Annotated in this window: 15 protein-coding genes; 2 read left to right on the top strand and 13 right to left on the bottom strand. The window is 65.8% G+C overall.

All coding sequences use genetic code 11. From position 1 onward, the window contains the following. Positions 1-113: 113 nt before the first annotated feature. The 8 genes from D0B32_RS30105 to D0B32_RS30070 form a co-directional block, all read right to left on the bottom strand. Positions 114-1055, bottom strand: a complete 942-nt coding sequence (locus D0B32_RS30105; RefSeq protein WP_117337988.1) for an ACP S-malonyltransferase — start codon at positions 1053-1055, stop codon at positions 114-116. Then, positions 1055-1750, bottom strand: a complete 696-nt coding sequence (locus tag D0B32_RS30100) for a malonate decarboxylase holo-ACP synthase (RefSeq protein ID WP_117337987.1) — start codon at positions 1748-1750, stop codon at positions 1055-1057. The genes D0B32_RS30105 and D0B32_RS30100 overlap by 1 nt, the downstream gene beginning before the upstream one ends. Then, a complete protein-coding gene (mdcE, locus tag D0B32_RS30095; RefSeq protein ID WP_117337986.1) occupies positions 1750-2577 on the bottom strand; it encodes a biotin-independent malonate decarboxylase subunit gamma in 828 nt (275 codons plus the stop codon). Before mdcE ends, D0B32_RS30100 begins: the two co-directional genes overlap by 1 nt. Continuing rightward, positions 2574-3458: a biotin-independent malonate decarboxylase subunit beta gene (locus D0B32_RS30090; RefSeq protein WP_117337985.1), complete on the bottom strand. Its 885-nt coding sequence runs from the start codon at positions 3456-3458 to the stop codon at positions 2574-2576. The genes mdcE and D0B32_RS30090 overlap by 4 nt, the downstream gene beginning before the upstream one ends. Beyond that, on the bottom strand, positions 3455-3760 hold the full coding sequence (locus D0B32_RS30085; protein ID WP_117337984.1) for a malonate decarboxylase subunit delta: 306 nt from the start codon (positions 3758-3760) through the stop codon (positions 3455-3457). The genes D0B32_RS30090 and D0B32_RS30085 overlap by 4 nt, the downstream gene beginning before the upstream one ends. Next, positions 3748-4695, bottom strand: coding sequence for a triphosphoribosyl-dephospho-CoA synthase (locus D0B32_RS30080; RefSeq protein ID WP_259295217.1), 948 nt, complete (start codon positions 4693-4695; stop codon positions 3748-3750). Before D0B32_RS30080 ends, D0B32_RS30085 begins: the two co-directional genes overlap by 13 nt. 107 nt (positions 4696-4802) lie before the next feature. Beyond that, positions 4803-6482, bottom strand: a complete 1680-nt coding sequence (gene mdcA, locus D0B32_RS30075; RefSeq protein WP_117337982.1) for a malonate decarboxylase subunit alpha — start codon at positions 6480-6482, stop codon at positions 4803-4805. Then, positions 6466-7266 carry a GntR family transcriptional regulator gene (locus D0B32_RS30070; RefSeq protein WP_117337981.1) on the bottom strand — a complete coding sequence of 267 codons (801 nt, stop codon included), beginning with the start codon at positions 7264-7266 and terminating at the stop codon, positions 6466-6468. The genes mdcA and D0B32_RS30070 overlap by 17 nt, the downstream gene beginning before the upstream one ends. A gap of 246 nt (positions 7267-7512) precedes the next feature. On the opposite strand from D0B32_RS30070, the gene D0B32_RS30065 reads away from it, so the two are divergent. Further along, entirely contained in the window at positions 7513-8820 is a 1308-nt protein-coding gene (locus D0B32_RS30065) for an MFS transporter (RefSeq protein WP_117337980.1), read from the top strand. A 25-nt stretch (positions 8821-8845) separates the two neighbouring features. On the opposite strand, the gene D0B32_RS30060 is transcribed toward D0B32_RS30065, so the two are convergent. Beyond that, the gene (locus tag D0B32_RS30060) at positions 8846-9763 is read right to left on the bottom strand and encodes a DMT family transporter (protein ID WP_117337979.1); all 918 of its coding nucleotides are present in this window, start codon (positions 9761-9763) and stop codon (positions 8846-8848) included. Between the two features lie 102 nt (positions 9764-9865). Between D0B32_RS30060 and D0B32_RS30055 the strand changes: the two genes are divergently transcribed. Continuing rightward, positions 9866-10762 (top strand): LysR substrate-binding domain-containing protein, encoded by an 897-nt coding sequence (locus tag D0B32_RS30055; RefSeq protein WP_117337978.1) that lies wholly within the window; start codon positions 9866-9868, stop codon positions 10760-10762. Between the two features lie 92 nt (positions 10763-10854). Here the strand turns inward: D0B32_RS30055 and D0B32_RS30050 are convergent, their stop codons facing one another. The 4 genes from D0B32_RS30050 to efeB form a co-directional block, all read right to left on the bottom strand. Next, complete coding sequence (locus tag D0B32_RS30050) at positions 10855-11913, bottom strand: ABC transporter ATP-binding protein (RefSeq protein WP_117337977.1); 1059 nt, start codon at positions 11911-11913, stop codon at positions 10855-10857. A 96-nt stretch (positions 11914-12009) separates the two neighbouring features. Continuing rightward, positions 12010-13614, bottom strand: coding sequence for an iron ABC transporter permease (locus D0B32_RS30045; RefSeq protein WP_117337976.1), 1605 nt, complete (start codon positions 13612-13614; stop codon positions 12010-12012). After that, a complete protein-coding gene (locus tag D0B32_RS30040) occupies positions 13615-14646 on the bottom strand; it encodes an iron ABC transporter substrate-binding protein (RefSeq protein ID WP_117337975.1) in 1032 nt (343 codons plus the stop codon). It lies immediately after the preceding gene. Between the two features lie 194 nt (positions 14647-14840). Then, positions 14841-16133, bottom strand: coding sequence for an iron uptake transporter deferrochelatase/peroxidase subunit (gene efeB / locus D0B32_RS30035; protein WP_117337974.1), 1293 nt, complete (start codon positions 16131-16133; stop codon positions 14841-14843). Positions 16134-16143 lie beyond the last annotated feature (10 nt).

Genomic DNA, 16143 nt, shown 5'->3' with positions numbered 1-16143 from the left:
ACGCGGCCGTGGCACAAAGCGGCCCGGAAAGAGTGTGGAAACACTTGGGGAAGAAAGCGCGGCCAGAGCGGCGTAGAGCCTGCTTCTCGCCGCGCCGCACCACCGCAGCACGACTACACACCCCCCGCCGCATCGAGCCGGCGACGCAACGTCGCCGCCCAGCGCTCCGGCGCAAGACTGCTCGCAGCAATCGCCGTCACCTCCGGCCATTGCTCGCGCACGATATCGGTCAACACCTGGCCCGGCGGCGCTTCGAACAAAACCTGCGCGCCGATTTCCAGCATCACGGAGAGCGCGTCGAACCAGCGCACGGTGTAGCGCATATTCGTGGCGAGGTCGGTGCGGATGGCGTCAGCCGTATGCAATGGCCGGCCACCGCGATTGCCGATGTAGAGACTTTGCGGCGCGTGAAAAGGCACGTCACGCGCATAGTCGATCAGTTCGTCCGCGGCATCAGCGAGCAATTCGCAATGCGACGGCACGTTCACCGCGAGCCGCGTCGCCTTGCGCGCCCCTGTGGCGAGTGCGCGGGCAATCAGCGCATCGAGCGCTGCGTCGGAACCGGCCATGACGATCTGCCGTGGCGCGTTCACGTTGCCAACATAAGTGCGCCCGTCACCTTGTTGCGCCTGCTCCAAGGCCAGCTTTTCCAGTTGATGCTCGGTCAAGCCGGAAATGGCGGCCAGGCCGTATCCCGAGGGGTAGGCCGTTTCCATCAATTCCGCACGCTTGCGCACCATGCGCAGCGCGTCGCCGAATTGCAGCGCGCCGCAACTCACCGCGGCGGCATAGGCACCCACGGAAAGTCCCGCGCTTACGTCGGGCGTGAGCTGCGCCCCGGCGAGCACGCGTAGGCTCGCAACACCTGCCACCACGAGCCCGATCTGCACGGCGACCGTCGAGCGCAACGCGTCGTCGCTATCGAGTGTCAGGACATCAATGCCGAGGGCCTGTGATGCTTCGTCGAGGGTATCGCGCACCACCTCGAGCGACGGCAGACGGTGCAGAAAATCTGCGGATTGCGCGCCCTGGCCGGGAAACTGTAGCGCGAGCATCACGTCTGCCCGGCTTGAGTCGCCCACGGATCGGCGAGCAGCCGTGGACCTTGCGCATGACGTGCCATCACGCGCGCTCTGCCGGAGGCCCACTCGGCGAGTGCGACGCCACCAGCGGGCGTTTCGAGTTGCACGTCGACACGGCTGCCGGCGCGCAACGCGTGAGCCTGCAGCTCGGTAAAGAGTTGCGTGGCCTCGTCGCGTGAAAGATGGTTTGGAGTCCGGATCAATAGATCGAGATCGCTCGTCACGCTAACCGTGGGGACTTGCGTCGCCAGTTCGAAGCCTGCGCTGCCCGTGGGACCCCACGCAAATCCTCGCAGCGTCAGCGCTTCGCGCCGCAATACGTCGAGCGTGGCAAACGCGGGCAGTGCGCGGCGCCCAATCGCCGCCGGCCAGCTGGCAGCAAAATCTTCCGGGGAGATGATCTCCACGATATCGTCGGCTTCCGCCCATGTGGCGTAGCGTTGCGCGCGATTCGCGCCGCGCATGCCCACCGCCACCACACCGAACGCGGCCGGCGCGCGCCGCACCACCGCGAATGGCGCACGCGCGAAGGCGTAGCGTACCCACTCGGGCTCGCCTTCCGGTTGCGGCAGGCGACGCAGACGCAGCAGATCATGCGCCCGCCAGCGGGTGTCGCAGGACAACGCGGCGCTGGCGTCGAACGGCGCGGGGGCGCACGTTGGCGACATTACGCAGCGTCCCACTGCTGCGCGAGACGCCGGCGCACTTCGATGGAGGCCGCGCGGTTCTTCTGCGCCATTTCAGAGTCGAGACGGCGCGCGAGACCTGGCTTGTCGTCGCGAGCGCCGCGTACCGCATTGCTGAGCACCTGGCGCACGTTTTCGATGTGCGCGGCGGTCGGCGCATCGGCGTCGACACCCATGATCAATTCATCGAGCAGGCCGAGCTTGGCAAACGACGCCATCGAATACGACATCGGCACGATGGTTTCGCCGAGTGCTTCGAGCGCTTCGACCGTACGACGCGTCACGCGTGCGGCCGCTTCCTTGCCCATCGCATGCACCATCGTGCCGGGCGCATCCAGCGCGACGATCCGGTTGGCCTGGTAGCCATGTGCGAGAAACGCGCCGGACATGGCGGGCCCGACGATCATCGCAACCACCGGATGGCCGGCGTTGCGTGCGGTCGCGTAAGCATCCACGGCGGCCGCGCACGCAAGGTGAACGCCAAGCGTCTCTTCGCGGTAGCCATAGGCCTGACTCTTCACGTCGACAATCGCCACGATCGGACGGCGCGTGCTGGCCTTCTCATCGAGCGCAATCACTTCGCGCACGGCGCGGGCGAGTTGCCAGCCCTGTTCGAGGCCAACCACGTTGTCGACGGCGCGCGGAAAGCGGTTGTGCGGGTCGGGCACCACGGTGATAAAGCGCGCGGTTTCATTGCCGAGCGCGGCGTCGCCGCTCCACACCGGCGCGGCGCTGACAGGCTCGCCGGCGAGGGCGCGGAACCAGCGCGCGCCGCGGCTGAGCGTGGTGGAGTGGGTCGTGTCGCTCATACGGCCTCCTTGGACGATGCGAGCGCAGTGTTGGCATGGAACACGTTGCGCATGGTTTCAGGGGTGACGTCGGCCGGATCCATCTGCGCGAGCAGCGCGAGGTACGTCTCTACCTGCTCGGTACGATGCGCGGCAGGAATGCCTTGCTCGAAGGCCCGTTGAATCGCGGCACGCACCGCCTTCGGATCGTCCTCGACGAGAAGATCTGCGAGTCCCGTCTTTGCGCGCTGCTCGCCGCCAATCAGTTGCCACACACGACGCCGGTCGCTGGAATCCAGTTCTTCGATACCGGCTTCCTGTTCGATCACTTCCGGCCCGTTCATGCCGAAACGTCCCTGTTTCGTCACCACCAGATACGAGCACAGCGCGGCGGTGAGCGACATGCCGCCGAAGCAGCCCACCATGCCGGAAATCACGCCGACCACCGGCACGTGCCGGCGCAGGGCGACGATCGCGGCCTGCATCTCGGCGATCACGGCGAGGCCGAGATTGGCTTCCTGCAAACGCACGCCGCCGGTTTCGAAGAGGATCACCGGACGCACCGGCTTGCCGCGTTCGCAATCGCGCAACGCGAGTTCGAGCGTGGCGGCGATCTTGCTGCCCGACACCTCGCCGATGCTGCCGCCCTGAAACGCCGATTCGATCGCCGCGACGACAGCGGGTTCGCCGTCGATGGTGCCGCGGGCGATCACGCAACCGTCGTCGGCCTGGCAGACGATGCCTTGCAGCGGCAGCCACGGCGATTCGATGCGGTCGAACGGTCCGAGCAGTTCGCGGAAAGTGCCGGCATCGAGCAATGTGCGCGCACGTTCACGCGCGGACAGTTCGATAAAGCTGTCATGCAGCACCGGCGTGGATTGGGGAGTGGCGACGCTGCTCATGCTGTGTCTCCCCGTTCGGCTTCTTCGACGGCTTCAGCAAGACGCAACGCGACCACGCCAGGCGTGGCGCCGAAATCATTGATCTCGATCTGCGCGGCGCCGTCGTAGCGCGTGAAGAAGCGGTCCAGCACGCTCTTCCAGATATGGCTGTAGCCATCCACACTGGTGTTGACGACCACTTTCGCGGTCATCGCCTGAGCCGGCGACAGCAGCACCTCGAGGTCGCCCGAGCCGACCACGCCCACGTGGGCACGGTTCGTAACGGCGCGCTGCGCCGGATAATCGAAGGTCAGATGTTCCATGAAGCTTGGCTCCCGCTGATGTCGTGACGCACCAGCATGTCGATGAAAAGAGTGGCGGCGAGCAGATCGGCCGAGCCGCCGGGAGAGGCGTTGAGGGCCAGCAGCGCGCGCTCGAGTTCGGCGAGCGCGAGAGCGCCGGACGCGGTCGAACTGCCGCCGGATTCCAGTACGCGGCGCGCACCCGTCTTGCCCGCATGCAGACCCGCGAGACCCGCGCGATGCAGCAGGCAGGTGTCGTCGAGCGAGGCCATGATGGCTAACAGCGCATCGAGGCGGGCCGCGGCTTCCGGCACGTGGCCTGCCCGCGCTGCGTGCAGCGCGGGCAGGCCGATCTCGATCACGTGGGGAAAGCCGTCCTGTGCCTGCTGGCGCGCGCCGCCCACCTGATAACGCTGGCGTACGCGTTCGCCGTGACTGTCGACGGACGCGGCCGGGTCAGCGGAGTGGTCGGGAAAGCAGGCGATCTGCGCCGCGAGCTGGCAAATCGCGGCCGCATGATCCACAGGCGTTGCGTGCTCGGTGGCTTGCATCGCCGCGCCCGCGACCAGCAAACCGACGATCCAGATTGCACCGCGATGCGCATTGCTGCCGCCAGTGGCCTGCATCATCGCCAGTTCGCCGGCGCGGCCGATCTGCGCCAGTTCGGCGCGCAGCGTGGCGGACGGGACACGGTGACGGGCGGCGCGCGCCAGCGCGGCGAACGTCGGTTCGAGCGAATGCGCGGAGCGCAGCATGAGATCGAGATCGAGATCGCGGTGCGCGCCGCTGCCGCGCCGATCCACCAGCGCAGGTTTAGGCGTGAGCTGCACTTCATCCATCAGCGCGGTGACGGCGAGCCGCGCGAGCGTGGCATCGTCATAGCTGCGCGTGAGGCGAGCTTCGCTCCGGCATTCGGACAACAAGGTAAGGGCGGCGGCACGCGACGCGGCGGTCACAGCCGCGCATGGCGCAGTTGACGCAGATGACGCGCCAGCACGCGACGCTACCGCACGCCGTAAAACGCGCCGCCCGGATGGCGTGATAAGCGCAGGAGTCCCCATGATTACCAGCTCCGGAAGCGTGCGGGCGGCGCATACAAACCGCCCGACCACGTCACGAGATCGTCGATGCTGCGCGCGGCCAGCAGCGAACGCTTGGCCTCGCCGCGACGGATGCCCAGGTCTTCCGGATACGCGACGATGCCGCGCCGACGCAGCTCGGCGGTCTTTTCCGGCTTCGCACGCAGACCGATCGGCGTGACGCCGGCCACGGCTGCAATCGCCGCGCGCCGTTCGTCGACACCCTCGGCCTTGTGCAAATGCGCGATGCCTTCTTCCGTGACGACATGGCTGACGTCGTCGCCATAGATCATCACCGGGGCGATGGGCATGTGACTCTTGGTGCCTACGGCCACGGCGTCGAGTTCGTCCACGAAGGTCGGCTCGCCGCCTTTCTTGTAGGTTTCGACCAGTTGCACGACGAGTTTCTGGCCGCGCGAAACCGGCCCTTGATCGCTCAGCAACTTGAGCCAGGCTTCGCTCGAATGACGACGTCCGCGCGGGTCGTGACCCATGTTCGGCGCGCCGCCGAAGCCGGCCAGCCGGCCCCGTGTGACGGTCGACGAATTGCCGTCGCCATCAATCTGCAGCGTCGAACCGATGAACAGATCCACGCCGTATTGCCCGGCCAGTTGGCACAGCACGCGGTTCGAACGCAGGCTGCCGTCGCTGCCGGTGAAGAAAACGTCAGGGCGTGCCTCGATATAGCGCTCCATGCCCACTTCGCTACCAAAGCAATGGATGCTGTCGACCCAGCCCGATTCGATGGCGGGAATCAGCGTGGGGTGTGGATTGAGCGTCCAGTTGCGGCAGATTTTGCCCTTCAGGCCGAGCGACTCGCCATAAGTGGGCAAGAGCAGTTCGATCGCCGCCGTATCGAAGCCGATACCGTGGTTGAGCGAGGTCACTCCATACGCTTCGTAGATGCCGCGAATCGTCATCATCGCGGTGAGCACCTGCAGGTCGCCGATATGACGCGGGTCGCGCGTGAACAGCGGCTCCACGGCGAAGGGCCGGTCGGCCTGCACGACCACGTCGATCCACGAGCCGGGAATATCCACGCGCGGCAGTTCATCGACGATCTCGTTGACCTGCACGATCACGATGCCGTGACGGAACGCGGCGGCCTCGGCAATGGTGGGCGTGTCTTCGGTGTTCGGGCCGGTGTAGAGATTGCCGTGCCGGTCGGCTTTCTCCGCGCAGATCAGGGCGACGTTCGGCGTCAGGTCCACAAACATCCGCGCATACAGTTCGACGTACGTATAAATGGAGCCGATCTCGAGCTGACCATCTTCGAGCAGTTGCGCAACCCGCAGGCTTTGCGGACCGGCAAAGGCGAAATCGACCTTATGGGCGATTCCGCGTTCGAACAAGGTCAGATGCTCGGGGCGGCCAATGCTCGAAATCAGCAGATGCACGTCGTGAATCTTGTGCGGATCGACCTTCGCAAACGAGCGCGACAGAAAGTCGGCCTGCTTCTGGTTGTTGCCTTCCAGCGCGACGCGATCGCCCGGACGGATCAGCGTTTCCAGCGCATCGACGATGCGCGCGGTGGGCAGCACGCCGTCTTCGAGCCACGGTTTGATAAGCGCGAGACGCCGCGCTTTCTCGTCGCGCTTCGTGGTCCATGAACGCGCCGCGAGTGCGTTAGCGGCAGTAGGTGAGGCTTCAGCTTGAGGGTTCATCGGCGGATTCAGCTCCCGAAGTGGTGCGCGCGGGTCTGCCGCGCGGTCTGCGTTGCTTCACTTGCGCGGCCTCGGCCGACGCACGTTCAGTCAGGAAACGGAACAGCAGGTCGCCGGTACCGAGCAGATGCTCGGTGACCAGTGAGCGAGCCGTGGGAATGTCGCGGCGCAGGACGGCGTCGAGCAACGCCACGTGTTCCTGGTCGGACTCGTGCTTGTAGAGAGGCAAGCCGAATTTGAGGCGCAGATAGCGCTCGCCGCGCCGGTGCAGCGTGGCGATCATCTCCGCGAGTTGCGGCCGTGCAGCCGGCGCATAGAGGCTCATATGAAACGCCTCGTTACGCGTGACGTACAGCGACGGGTCCAGTTCGGCTTCGGCTTCGCGGCAGAGTGTTTCCGCATGACGCAGCGTGGCCGCCGTGTGCAGCGGAATGGCGAGACCAATGGCGAGACTCTCGAGCGCCGAGCGGATTTCGTAGATTTCCCGCGCTTCGTCGGCCGAGAGCGGCGCGACCGTCGCGCCCTTGTGCACAGCGGTGCGCGCCCAGCCTTCGCTTTCCAGTTGACGCAGCGCCTCGCGCACCGGAATCGCGCTCACCGAAAAATGCCGCGCAATGGCGTCTTGCCGCAGCGGGGCGCCGGGCGCCAGTGTGCCTTCGACAATCGCCGTGCGCAGCGCGTCCGCAATGACGCGTGACGTGCTGGCCCGCGGCGACGCCGCCACCGGCAGGAAGGGGGCGGTTTGCGCGCCGCCTAAGGGAAAACCATCTGTTGCATCGCTCATAGTTCAAATATTATATATGAAATGAAGCGAATTTCGGCAAGGGTTAAATCAAGGGCGTGATCGGTTGGCGATGTACTCGCCGGAGGCGCGGGATAAATACGCGCCGATGCCGCACTGTTGGCCGCGGTTTCCTCGCGGTTTCCCGTTATTGCTGAAGATAAAGGTCCCGAATTTGCTGGTGCTGTAGCAGTCAAGCTGTCCCGTTGTCCATGATAGGCATTCCAACCGTAGGACCGGAGGAGCACGATGAATTCGATTACCGACCGCGCGCGGGCTGCGCGGCTACGCACGCCGCTAAACCGCTCGCAGATTGCTGGCTTCTGGGGCGCCTGGGCGGGCTGGACCCTGGATGGGATGGATTCATTCATCTACGCCCTCGTGCTCACTCCCGCCTTGACCGAATTACTGCCGCGCTCGGGCTACGCGGCCACGCCGGCCAATGTCGGGCTGGCCGGCTCGATCCTGTTCGCACTGTTCCTGATCGGCTGGGGACTCTCCTTCATCTGGGGGCCGCTCGCCGACCGCTTCGGGCGCACCAAGGTGCTGGCGGGCACCATCTTCACGTTCGCGATCTTCACCGGTCTCTCGGCGACTTCGCACAACGTCTGGGAACTCGCCATCTACCGCTTCGTTGCCGGGGTGGGGATTGGCGGTGAATGGGCGCTGGCCGGCACATACGTGGCGGAAGCGTGGCCGGAAGATCGCCGCAAGATGGGCGCGGGCTATCTGCAGACCGGCTATTACGCGGGCTTCTTCCTCGCCGCTGCGCTCAATTACACGATCGGCGTGCACTACGGCTGGCGCGCCATGTTCCTGACGGGCGCGGTGCCGGTCGTGGTGGCCATTCTGATCCTGCTGCGCGTGAAGGAACCGGAGAAGTGGCAGAAAGCCGAAAAGGCCGACGTCAAGACCGTGCAACGCAAGCCGCTGCGCGAGATTCTCGGGCCCGTGTACCGTCGCCGCACGTGGGTAGCGTGCGCGCTGCTGACCATTGCAATCATCGGTTTGTGGGCGGGCGCCGTGTATGAACCGTCGGCGGTGATCCAGTTGGCCACGCGCGCTGGCATGAACAAGGCGGATGCTGTCAGAACGGCCTCGATCGCGACCGGTTTGCTGTCGATCTCGACCGTGCTCGGCTGTCTCGCACTGCCGCCGCTCGCGGAACGGCTGGGTCGCAGGAAGACGCTGGCGATCTATTTTGCGGGGATGGCGGTGGCGATCGTGGGCAGCTTCGGCTGGTCCTTCTACATGCCCAACGGACTCGTGTCGTTCATCGCCTGGCTGTGCGTGCTCGGCTTTTTCGGCGGCAACTTCGCGCTCTTCAGCCTGTGGCTGCCCGAGCAGTTCGAAACGCGGGTACGGGCTACAGCGTTCGCGTTCTGTACGTCGTTTGGACGCTTCGTGGGCGCGGGCGTCAACTTTTTACTCGGCGCGGCCGTGCTTCATATGCACACCTTGGGGATTCCGGTGGCGTTGACGGCGCTGGCATTCGTCGTGGGCCTCTTCATCATTCCGTTCGCGCCGGAAACGAAGGGCGAAGTGTTACCGCAGTGAGTTGGGCGGCGGCCGTGGCGGCAGCTTATTCGGTGGGCAGATGCCTGCCGTGCCGCCGCAGCAGCGACACCAGCGGCCAGCCCAGATTCACGCCGAGGCTCGCCACCACGATCAGCACCATGCCGGCGAGCTGCGGCGCCGAGAGGGCGCGTCCGTAGACGACGGCATCGACCACGATTGCCGTCAACGGATACACGAACAGCAGCACGGCGATCACGGGCGTGGTGAGTTTCGGCAAGGCGCCGTAAATCAGCACGTACGACAGCCCGGTATGCAGCACGCCCATGCCGACCAGCCAGAACCACTGCATAGGCGCGATGTGCTGCGAAGTGAGCGGCGCGATGAACGACAGACAGATCACGCCGACTCCACACTGCATGAGTGTCAACAGATGCGGGCGTAGCTGACCGAGGCTCTTCGCGATCAACGTGACGCTTGCATACAGCACCGAACCCGCCAACGCCTCGCCCACGCCGAACAGATAGTTCGCGTGGCCTTGCAGGTTTTCGGTGGTGGCCACGCCCGAGGCGAGCACGAGTCCGGCAAACGCCGTCGCGATCCAGCACAGGCGATCGCTGCCCAGCCGTTCGTTGAAGAGCGCGGCGCCAATCAACACGACCCAGAACGGCTGCACGTGAAAGATCACGGTGGCGACCGCGATGCTGGTGCGATGGATGGCGTCGAAGAACCACACCCATTGCGTGACCATCAACAGGCCGGACAGCACGCCGAGCACCACCATGCGCGGCGTGAAGCGCTGCGCCCTGAAATAGCCTTTCCACGCGCAATAGCCAGCGAGCGAAAGGAAGCCGAACAGGCAGCGGAAAAACACCAGCGTCATTGCGCCGAGCCGCGCTTCCTCGACGAAGATGCCGATCGTACCCATCAGCAAACCGCCGCTGGCGAGGGTGATGGCGCCTTGTTGGCGTGAGGTGAGGGACATGCGCGACGGCTCCGGAACAGTGACGGAGTCGAGTATCACGGACTTGCCGTCCGGCTACAAACGAATAAAATTGAGAAATTCGATAAGCCGGGCTTATGAATCATGCATCCAGAATTCGATGTCGATCTGCTGCGCACCTTCGTGGCGGTCGTGGAAACAGGCAGCTTCACGAAGGCGGCGACGATGGTGCATCGCTCGCAGGCCGCGGTCAGCATGCAGATCAAGCGGCTCGAAAGCATGCTCGGCACGACGTTGTTCGCGCGCGACACGCGCAATCTCGCGCTCACGCGTCCCGGTAACACGCTGCTCGAATACGCGCGGCGCGTGATCGATCTGCACGAGGAGGCGTGGTCGGCCATCGTGCGGCCCGAAGTCACCGGACGGGTGGTGCTGGGTGCGCCGGACGACTATGTGTCGGCGCTGCTTTCTCCCGTGCTGCGGCGCTTTTCGAACCTGTATCCGCATGTCGAGATCGAGATTGTCTGTGCGCAAAGCACGGCGCTGGCGCCGATGCTGGCCGACAACAAGATCGACCTCGCTTTCGTCACGCGCGATCGCAAGCTGCGCGGCGAGTTCGTGCGCAGCGAGCCGATGGTGTGGGTGGGGGCGTCGGACGATCCGCCGGTGCTGGCGGCCTCGCCGTTACCGGTGGGGCTGTATGAGCCGGGCTGCGTGGCGCGCAGCCACACGCTGGCCGCGCTCGACGCGGCGCGCATCCGTTACCGCGCGGCGTATAGCAGCGCGAGTCTGCTGGGGCTGGTGGCAACCGTGGATGCGGGGCTCGCGGTGATCGCGCTTACGCGTTGCAGCGTACCGTCGCGTCTGGCGATCCTTGGCGAGGCGCAGGGTTTGCCGAAAATCGAGCCGCTGGAAATCGTCGTGGCGCGCAGTGCCAAATCCGACCGGCCCACCTGCGATTACCTGGCCGCGCAAATGATCCAGGATCTTTCTATCCGGCCGCAGACGCGCGCCGCCGCGACGACTGCGGCGGCGGTTTGAGGGCGCGATTTAATGGAGCGGTGTGAGGAAGCGGCCCGACGGAACGCGCTCACGGAGTGGTTCACGCGGCCTTCTGACGAAGCCGCTGCGGCTCAGGCTCGCGCGTAGGCTGTGACGTCGCCGTCGATGGCCAGCTTGACGCGCTCGCCTGGCTGCGGCGTGCGGTAGCCCGGCACACGCGCCCGCACAACGGTGCGCGCGTCGGACTGCAATTGCAGCGCGACGCCCGCGTCCTGCCCCTGGAAGATCACGTCCTGAACGATGGCGTCGAAGGCGGCGGTGTCGTCGGGTGCCGTTTCACCCGCGCGCCACAGGCGAATCTGTTCGGGGCGCACCATCACATCCACGGCGCCGTCCCGCGCGGGGGCGGAGAGCGTCAATTCGCCGAGTTCGCAGCTCACGCGATCGCGCGCCGCCACGCCTTGCAGCAACACCGCCTCGCCGATGAACGAGGCCAGTTCGCGCGTGACCGGACGCCGGTACAGTGCCTCGGGCGTCGCGGTCTGGATCAGCTTGCCTTGCCACAGCACGGCAACTTCATGTCCCATCGAAAGCGCTTCGGATTGATCGTGCGTCACCAGCACGGCGGTCGCGCCCGCGGCCGCCAGCGCGTCGGCGACAGCCTGACGCGTTTCGAGCCGCAGCGCGGCGTCGAGCGAGGAAAACGGCTCGTCGAGCATCACCAGACTCGGCGACGGCGCGAGCGCACGAGCCAGCGCGACGCGCTGCTGCTGTCCGCCGGAAAGCTGTTGCGGCGCGCGCTCGCCGAAGTGGGCGGGCAGGCCGACCAGTTCGAGCAGTTCGGCCACCCGATGACGGGCGCGCCGCTGCGCGCGCGGCAGACCGAACACGATGTTGTCTGCCACCGAGAGATGCGGAAACAGCGCGCCTTCCTGCGGCACGTAGCCGATGCGGCGCTGTTCGGAGGGCACGTGCAGGCCATCGCCTGCCACGCGCCGGCCGTCGATTTCAACCGTGCCGCCGTCCGCGCGCTCGAAGCCGCACAGCACGCGCAGCAAGGTGGTTTTGCCGCTGCCGGACGGGCCGAGCAGGGCGAGCAGCGTGCCGCGTTCGACGGACAGATCGATGCCGTGCAGCACCGGGTGGCCATCGAATGATTTCTGCAGGCCGCAAATACGAAGTTCGCTCATGTAAATCCGCTGAGATATTGCCAGGGCTGTTTGCGTTGCCGCGCTGGAAGTTGCGCCGCGAGTGGTTCGCGCCGCCGGTTTCAGACTCCCGGCAGCTTAACCGCGCTCGCCGAGCAGGGCCGATCTGCCGAGCAGCGCGAACAGCAGCCCGGAGGCCAGCAGCGAAATGCCGGTCAGTAGCGCAGCATACGGCGCGGCGGCCGCAAAGGCCATCGTCGAGGTGTCGGACCAGACCTGGGTGGCGAGCGTCTGGGTGCCGATAGGGGAGAGCATCAAGGTGGCGTTGAGTTCGGTGACGACCGAAATGAACACCATCGACGCCGCCGCGCCGAGACCTGGGCCCGCCAGCGGCAGCAGCACGCGCACCAGTGTTTGCGCCCAGCCGAGCCCAAGGGCGCGCGCCGTTTCTTCGAGACGCTGCTGGGCCTGCATCAGCGCGGCGCGCACGCTGACCAGCGCCAGCGGCAGAAACAGAATCGAATATGCAATCACCAGCAACGTCGCGCTTTGATAGAGCGGCTGCAACGCGTGCACCGCGAGCGAGACGATGGCCAGCGCGATCACGATGCCGGGGATGCCCTGGGCGAGAAACACCGTGCGCTCGAACAGCGTCGCGAAACGGCCTGGATAGCGCACCAGCAGGAACGCGAGCGGCACCACCAGCAGCGTGGTCAGCACGGCGGCGGCGAGACCGAAGCCGAGCGAGGACAAGGTGGCGTTGAACAGCAGTTCGGGCGAGACATCGGCTGGCGTGACGGCAGCCGCGCCCGGTTGCGTGAGCCAGTAGCCGATCATGCCGAGCGGTACACCCAGCGTGGCGACAGTCAGCGCCGCGAAGCCCGCCACCACGAGCCAGCGCCACGGCCCGAGCTCATAGCGCAGCACCGCACGGCGCGCGCCGCGATCGACGCGTTCATAACGCGCTGCACCGCGCACGCGGAATTCGAACGCGAGCACGACAAGACACATGACGATCAACAGACACGCCAGCAGCGACGAGCCTGGCCCATCGAAACTGGTGCGATATTCGGCGTAGATTTCCGTGGTGAAGGTCCGAAAACGCAGCAGCGTGAAGGCGCCGAATTCGGACATCACCCCGAGCGCGACCAGCAGCATGCCGCCCAGCAGGGCCGGGCGCAGTTGCGGCAGGATCACGCGGGCGAACGTGCTCCAGCGGCCGCAGCCGAGGGCGCGGGCGCTTTCTTCGAGGGCCGGGTCCATGCTGCGCAACGCAGCGGCCACCGGCAGATAAACCAGCGGGAAATAGGCGGACGTCAGAACCAGCAACGCGCCGTTGAAGTCCTGCAGATCCAGGCTGAACGACACCCACGCATAGCTCGTGATGAACGCCGGCATGGCGAGCGGCGCGGCCGTTGCGACGGCCCAGAAGCGGCGTCCAGGCAAATGCGTGCGTTCGACGAACCACGCGGCCGCCGTGCCGATCACGGCCGAGGCGAGCGTGGTAGCAATCGTGATGGTCAGCGTGTTGACCAGCAGTTCGCCGACCAGCGGCCGGAACACCAGTTCAATGGCGTCCGACAGACCAAAGCTCGCTGCCCGCCACACGGTGAACGCGAGCGGCAGCAAGATCAGCAGGGCGCTCACCGCGGCCGCCGCAAACACACCTCGTGGGGCGCGCTTGCGCGCGCGTGCCGGGGTAGAGGCTAAGGCCGGCACTGCGGCGGACACGGTGTCGCTCATTTACAGCAGACCTGCCTGACGCAGCAGCTTGCCAGCCTGGCTGTCGTCACCGAGTTGCTGCACGGTCAGCGAGGGCGGGCTCAGTTCGGCGAACGGCTTGAGAATCGGGTCCGGCGCGACACCTGCATGCAGCGGGTACTCGAAGTCCACGTGGCTCTTCGCCAGCAGGTTCTGCGCGCGTTCGCTGACGAGGTAGGCGAGGAACTTCTGCGCATCGGCTTCGTTGTGCGCCGACTTCAGCACCGCTGCGCCCGACACGTTGACGAGCGCGCCTGCGTCGCCATTGGTGAAGTGATACAGCGCGCTGCGGGTCTTCGCGTTGCCGATCTCGGCATTCAGACGGGCCCAGTAGTAGTTGTTGATGATGCCTGTTTCCACCGCGCCGCGATTCACCGCGGCCACCACGCCTTCATCGTCGTCGAAGATCTGCGAGTTGGCTTTCAGGCCCTTGAGCCAGTCGAGCGTAGCGGCTTCACCCTTGAGGGCGATCACGGCGCTCACCAGCGGCAGGAAATCGCCATCGCTCGGCGCGATGCCAACCTTGCCTTTCCATTCCGGCTTGGCCAGATCGAACAGCGATTGCGGCAGTTGCGCCGGCTGAAGCTTGGCGGTGTTGTAGGCCAGCACGTTTTCACGCGCCGTCACGCCCACCCATGCACCGCTCGGCGAATCGAAGCGCGTCGGCACGGCGGCGAGCGTCGCGCCATCCACCTTGCCGAGCAAGCCCTTTTCTTCGAGCAGCATCAGTTCCGGCGAGTTTTCCGTGAAGTACACATCAGCCGGGGAATTCGTGCCTTCCGCGACGATCTGGGCAGCCAGTGCCGGACCTTCGCCGGTGCGGATCTTCACGGACACGCCGGTTTGCTGCTGGAAGTCCTTGGCGAGCATGTTGACGACCTGCTCGTGCTGCGCGCTATACAGCGTGATCGACGCTGCATGGGCGGCGAGGGGCACGGAACCGAGCGTTGCCAGGACGAGCGCGGCTGCGCTGCTCACGGCACGAACACGGGTGCCAAGCCAGGAATGAGTCATGGTGCGGAATTCCTTTTGTGATGGTAGTGATCTTTTGTTGTGCGCGGCACGCCGCGCATGGCCTCTTGCCGAGGCCGTTCGCGGTGCGGGTCTGTCCGGCGGTTCGGCCCACTTTGTTAGCGGCTGAGCCGAGCCCCGCGCGTCCCGTAGAAAGCTGCTGAACGGCTGGGTGCCACGGCGGCACCCAGGCGAGCTTAGGTTTCGAACAACCCCGCTCCGATGTACGAACCCGGACGCGCGCCCGGCGGGCAGGCAAACACCGCGCTGCCGACGTGCGTCGTGAACTGGTTCATCAGGTCGAACTTCGAGAGCTTCTCGTTGATCGGAATAAAGCCCGCACGCGGGTCGCCCTGATAGGCGACGAAAATCAGACCCGCGTCGTATTCCGTTTCCTGGCGCCATGGCGGCCAGCGCTCGATGTAGAAATTCGTGCTGTCGTTGTACGAATACGAGCGGCGCAGAATCTGCGCGCCGTTGTTGTTCGCCTGATTAGACAGACGCACGTGCGAGTTCTCCGGAATGACCGGATTGCCGTCCTTGTCCTCGGCGGCGAGATCGACCGGATCGAATTCGTTCTTGCTGCCAATCGGCGCGCCGCTCAGCTTGTGACGGCCGAACACCTGCTCCTGGAAATCGGCTTCCGTCATGTCCCAGTGTTCGAGCGTGATGCGGATACGGCGCACCACGCCATACGAACCGCCTTGCATCCACGGGGCATCCGCGCCGGTCGCCCAGACGAACTGGTTCATCAGTTTGGGGTTCTTCGTGGACGGATTGTTGGTGCCGTCCTTGAAGCCCATCAGGTTACGCGGCGTCTGACCGCGCGGCCCCGACAGGAAGCCGGCCTGACCCCAGCGCATGGTGGCCGCGCCGTAGCACTGGCGCACCAGTTGGCGCACCGCGTGGAATGCCACCTGGGCGTCGTTTGCGCAGGCCTGAATGTAGATGTCGCCGCCAGTCTTCTCAGGGATCAATTGATCGCCGTTGAAGCGCGGCAGATCGACCAGCGCCGCCGGACGGCGATTCGCCAGACCGTAGCGGTCCTTGCCGTCGGAGGTAAAGAGACCCGGGCCGAAGCCGAAGGTGATCGTGAGACCCGCGGCGCCGAGGCCGAGCACGTCGGCGGAGTCGGGCGCCGCCTTGCCGTCCGGACCCGGCAGCGGGCCGGCCGGCTGGCCCTGCGTCATGCGCGCGGCCGAATCGGTCCACGTACGCAGCAGGCCGATCACGTCCTCACGTTTGGTGGTGGTGAGGTCGAGCGCGGCGACGTACATGTGCGACTGCTGCGGCGTAACGATGCCGCTCTGATGCTCGCCAAAGAACGGTTCGACGGCGAGGTACGGATCGTCGGCATGGGCCTGCGGTTTGACAGCGGCCTGTGCGACGCCGGCCGCGCCCAGGCTTGCGCCTGCTGCGACCGCCGCGCCTCCCGCTTTCAGAAAGCCGCGGCGGGTGGGCCGCTTGGGGGGAGTGTTGTCGTTTGCCATGTTACTTCTG

The organism is Paraburkholderia sp. DHOC27, from assembly GCF_003429005.1.
Lineage (GTDB): Bacteria > Pseudomonadota > Gammaproteobacteria > Burkholderiales > Burkholderiaceae > Paraburkholderia.
This window is presented reverse-complemented; position numbering and strand designations above follow the sequence as displayed.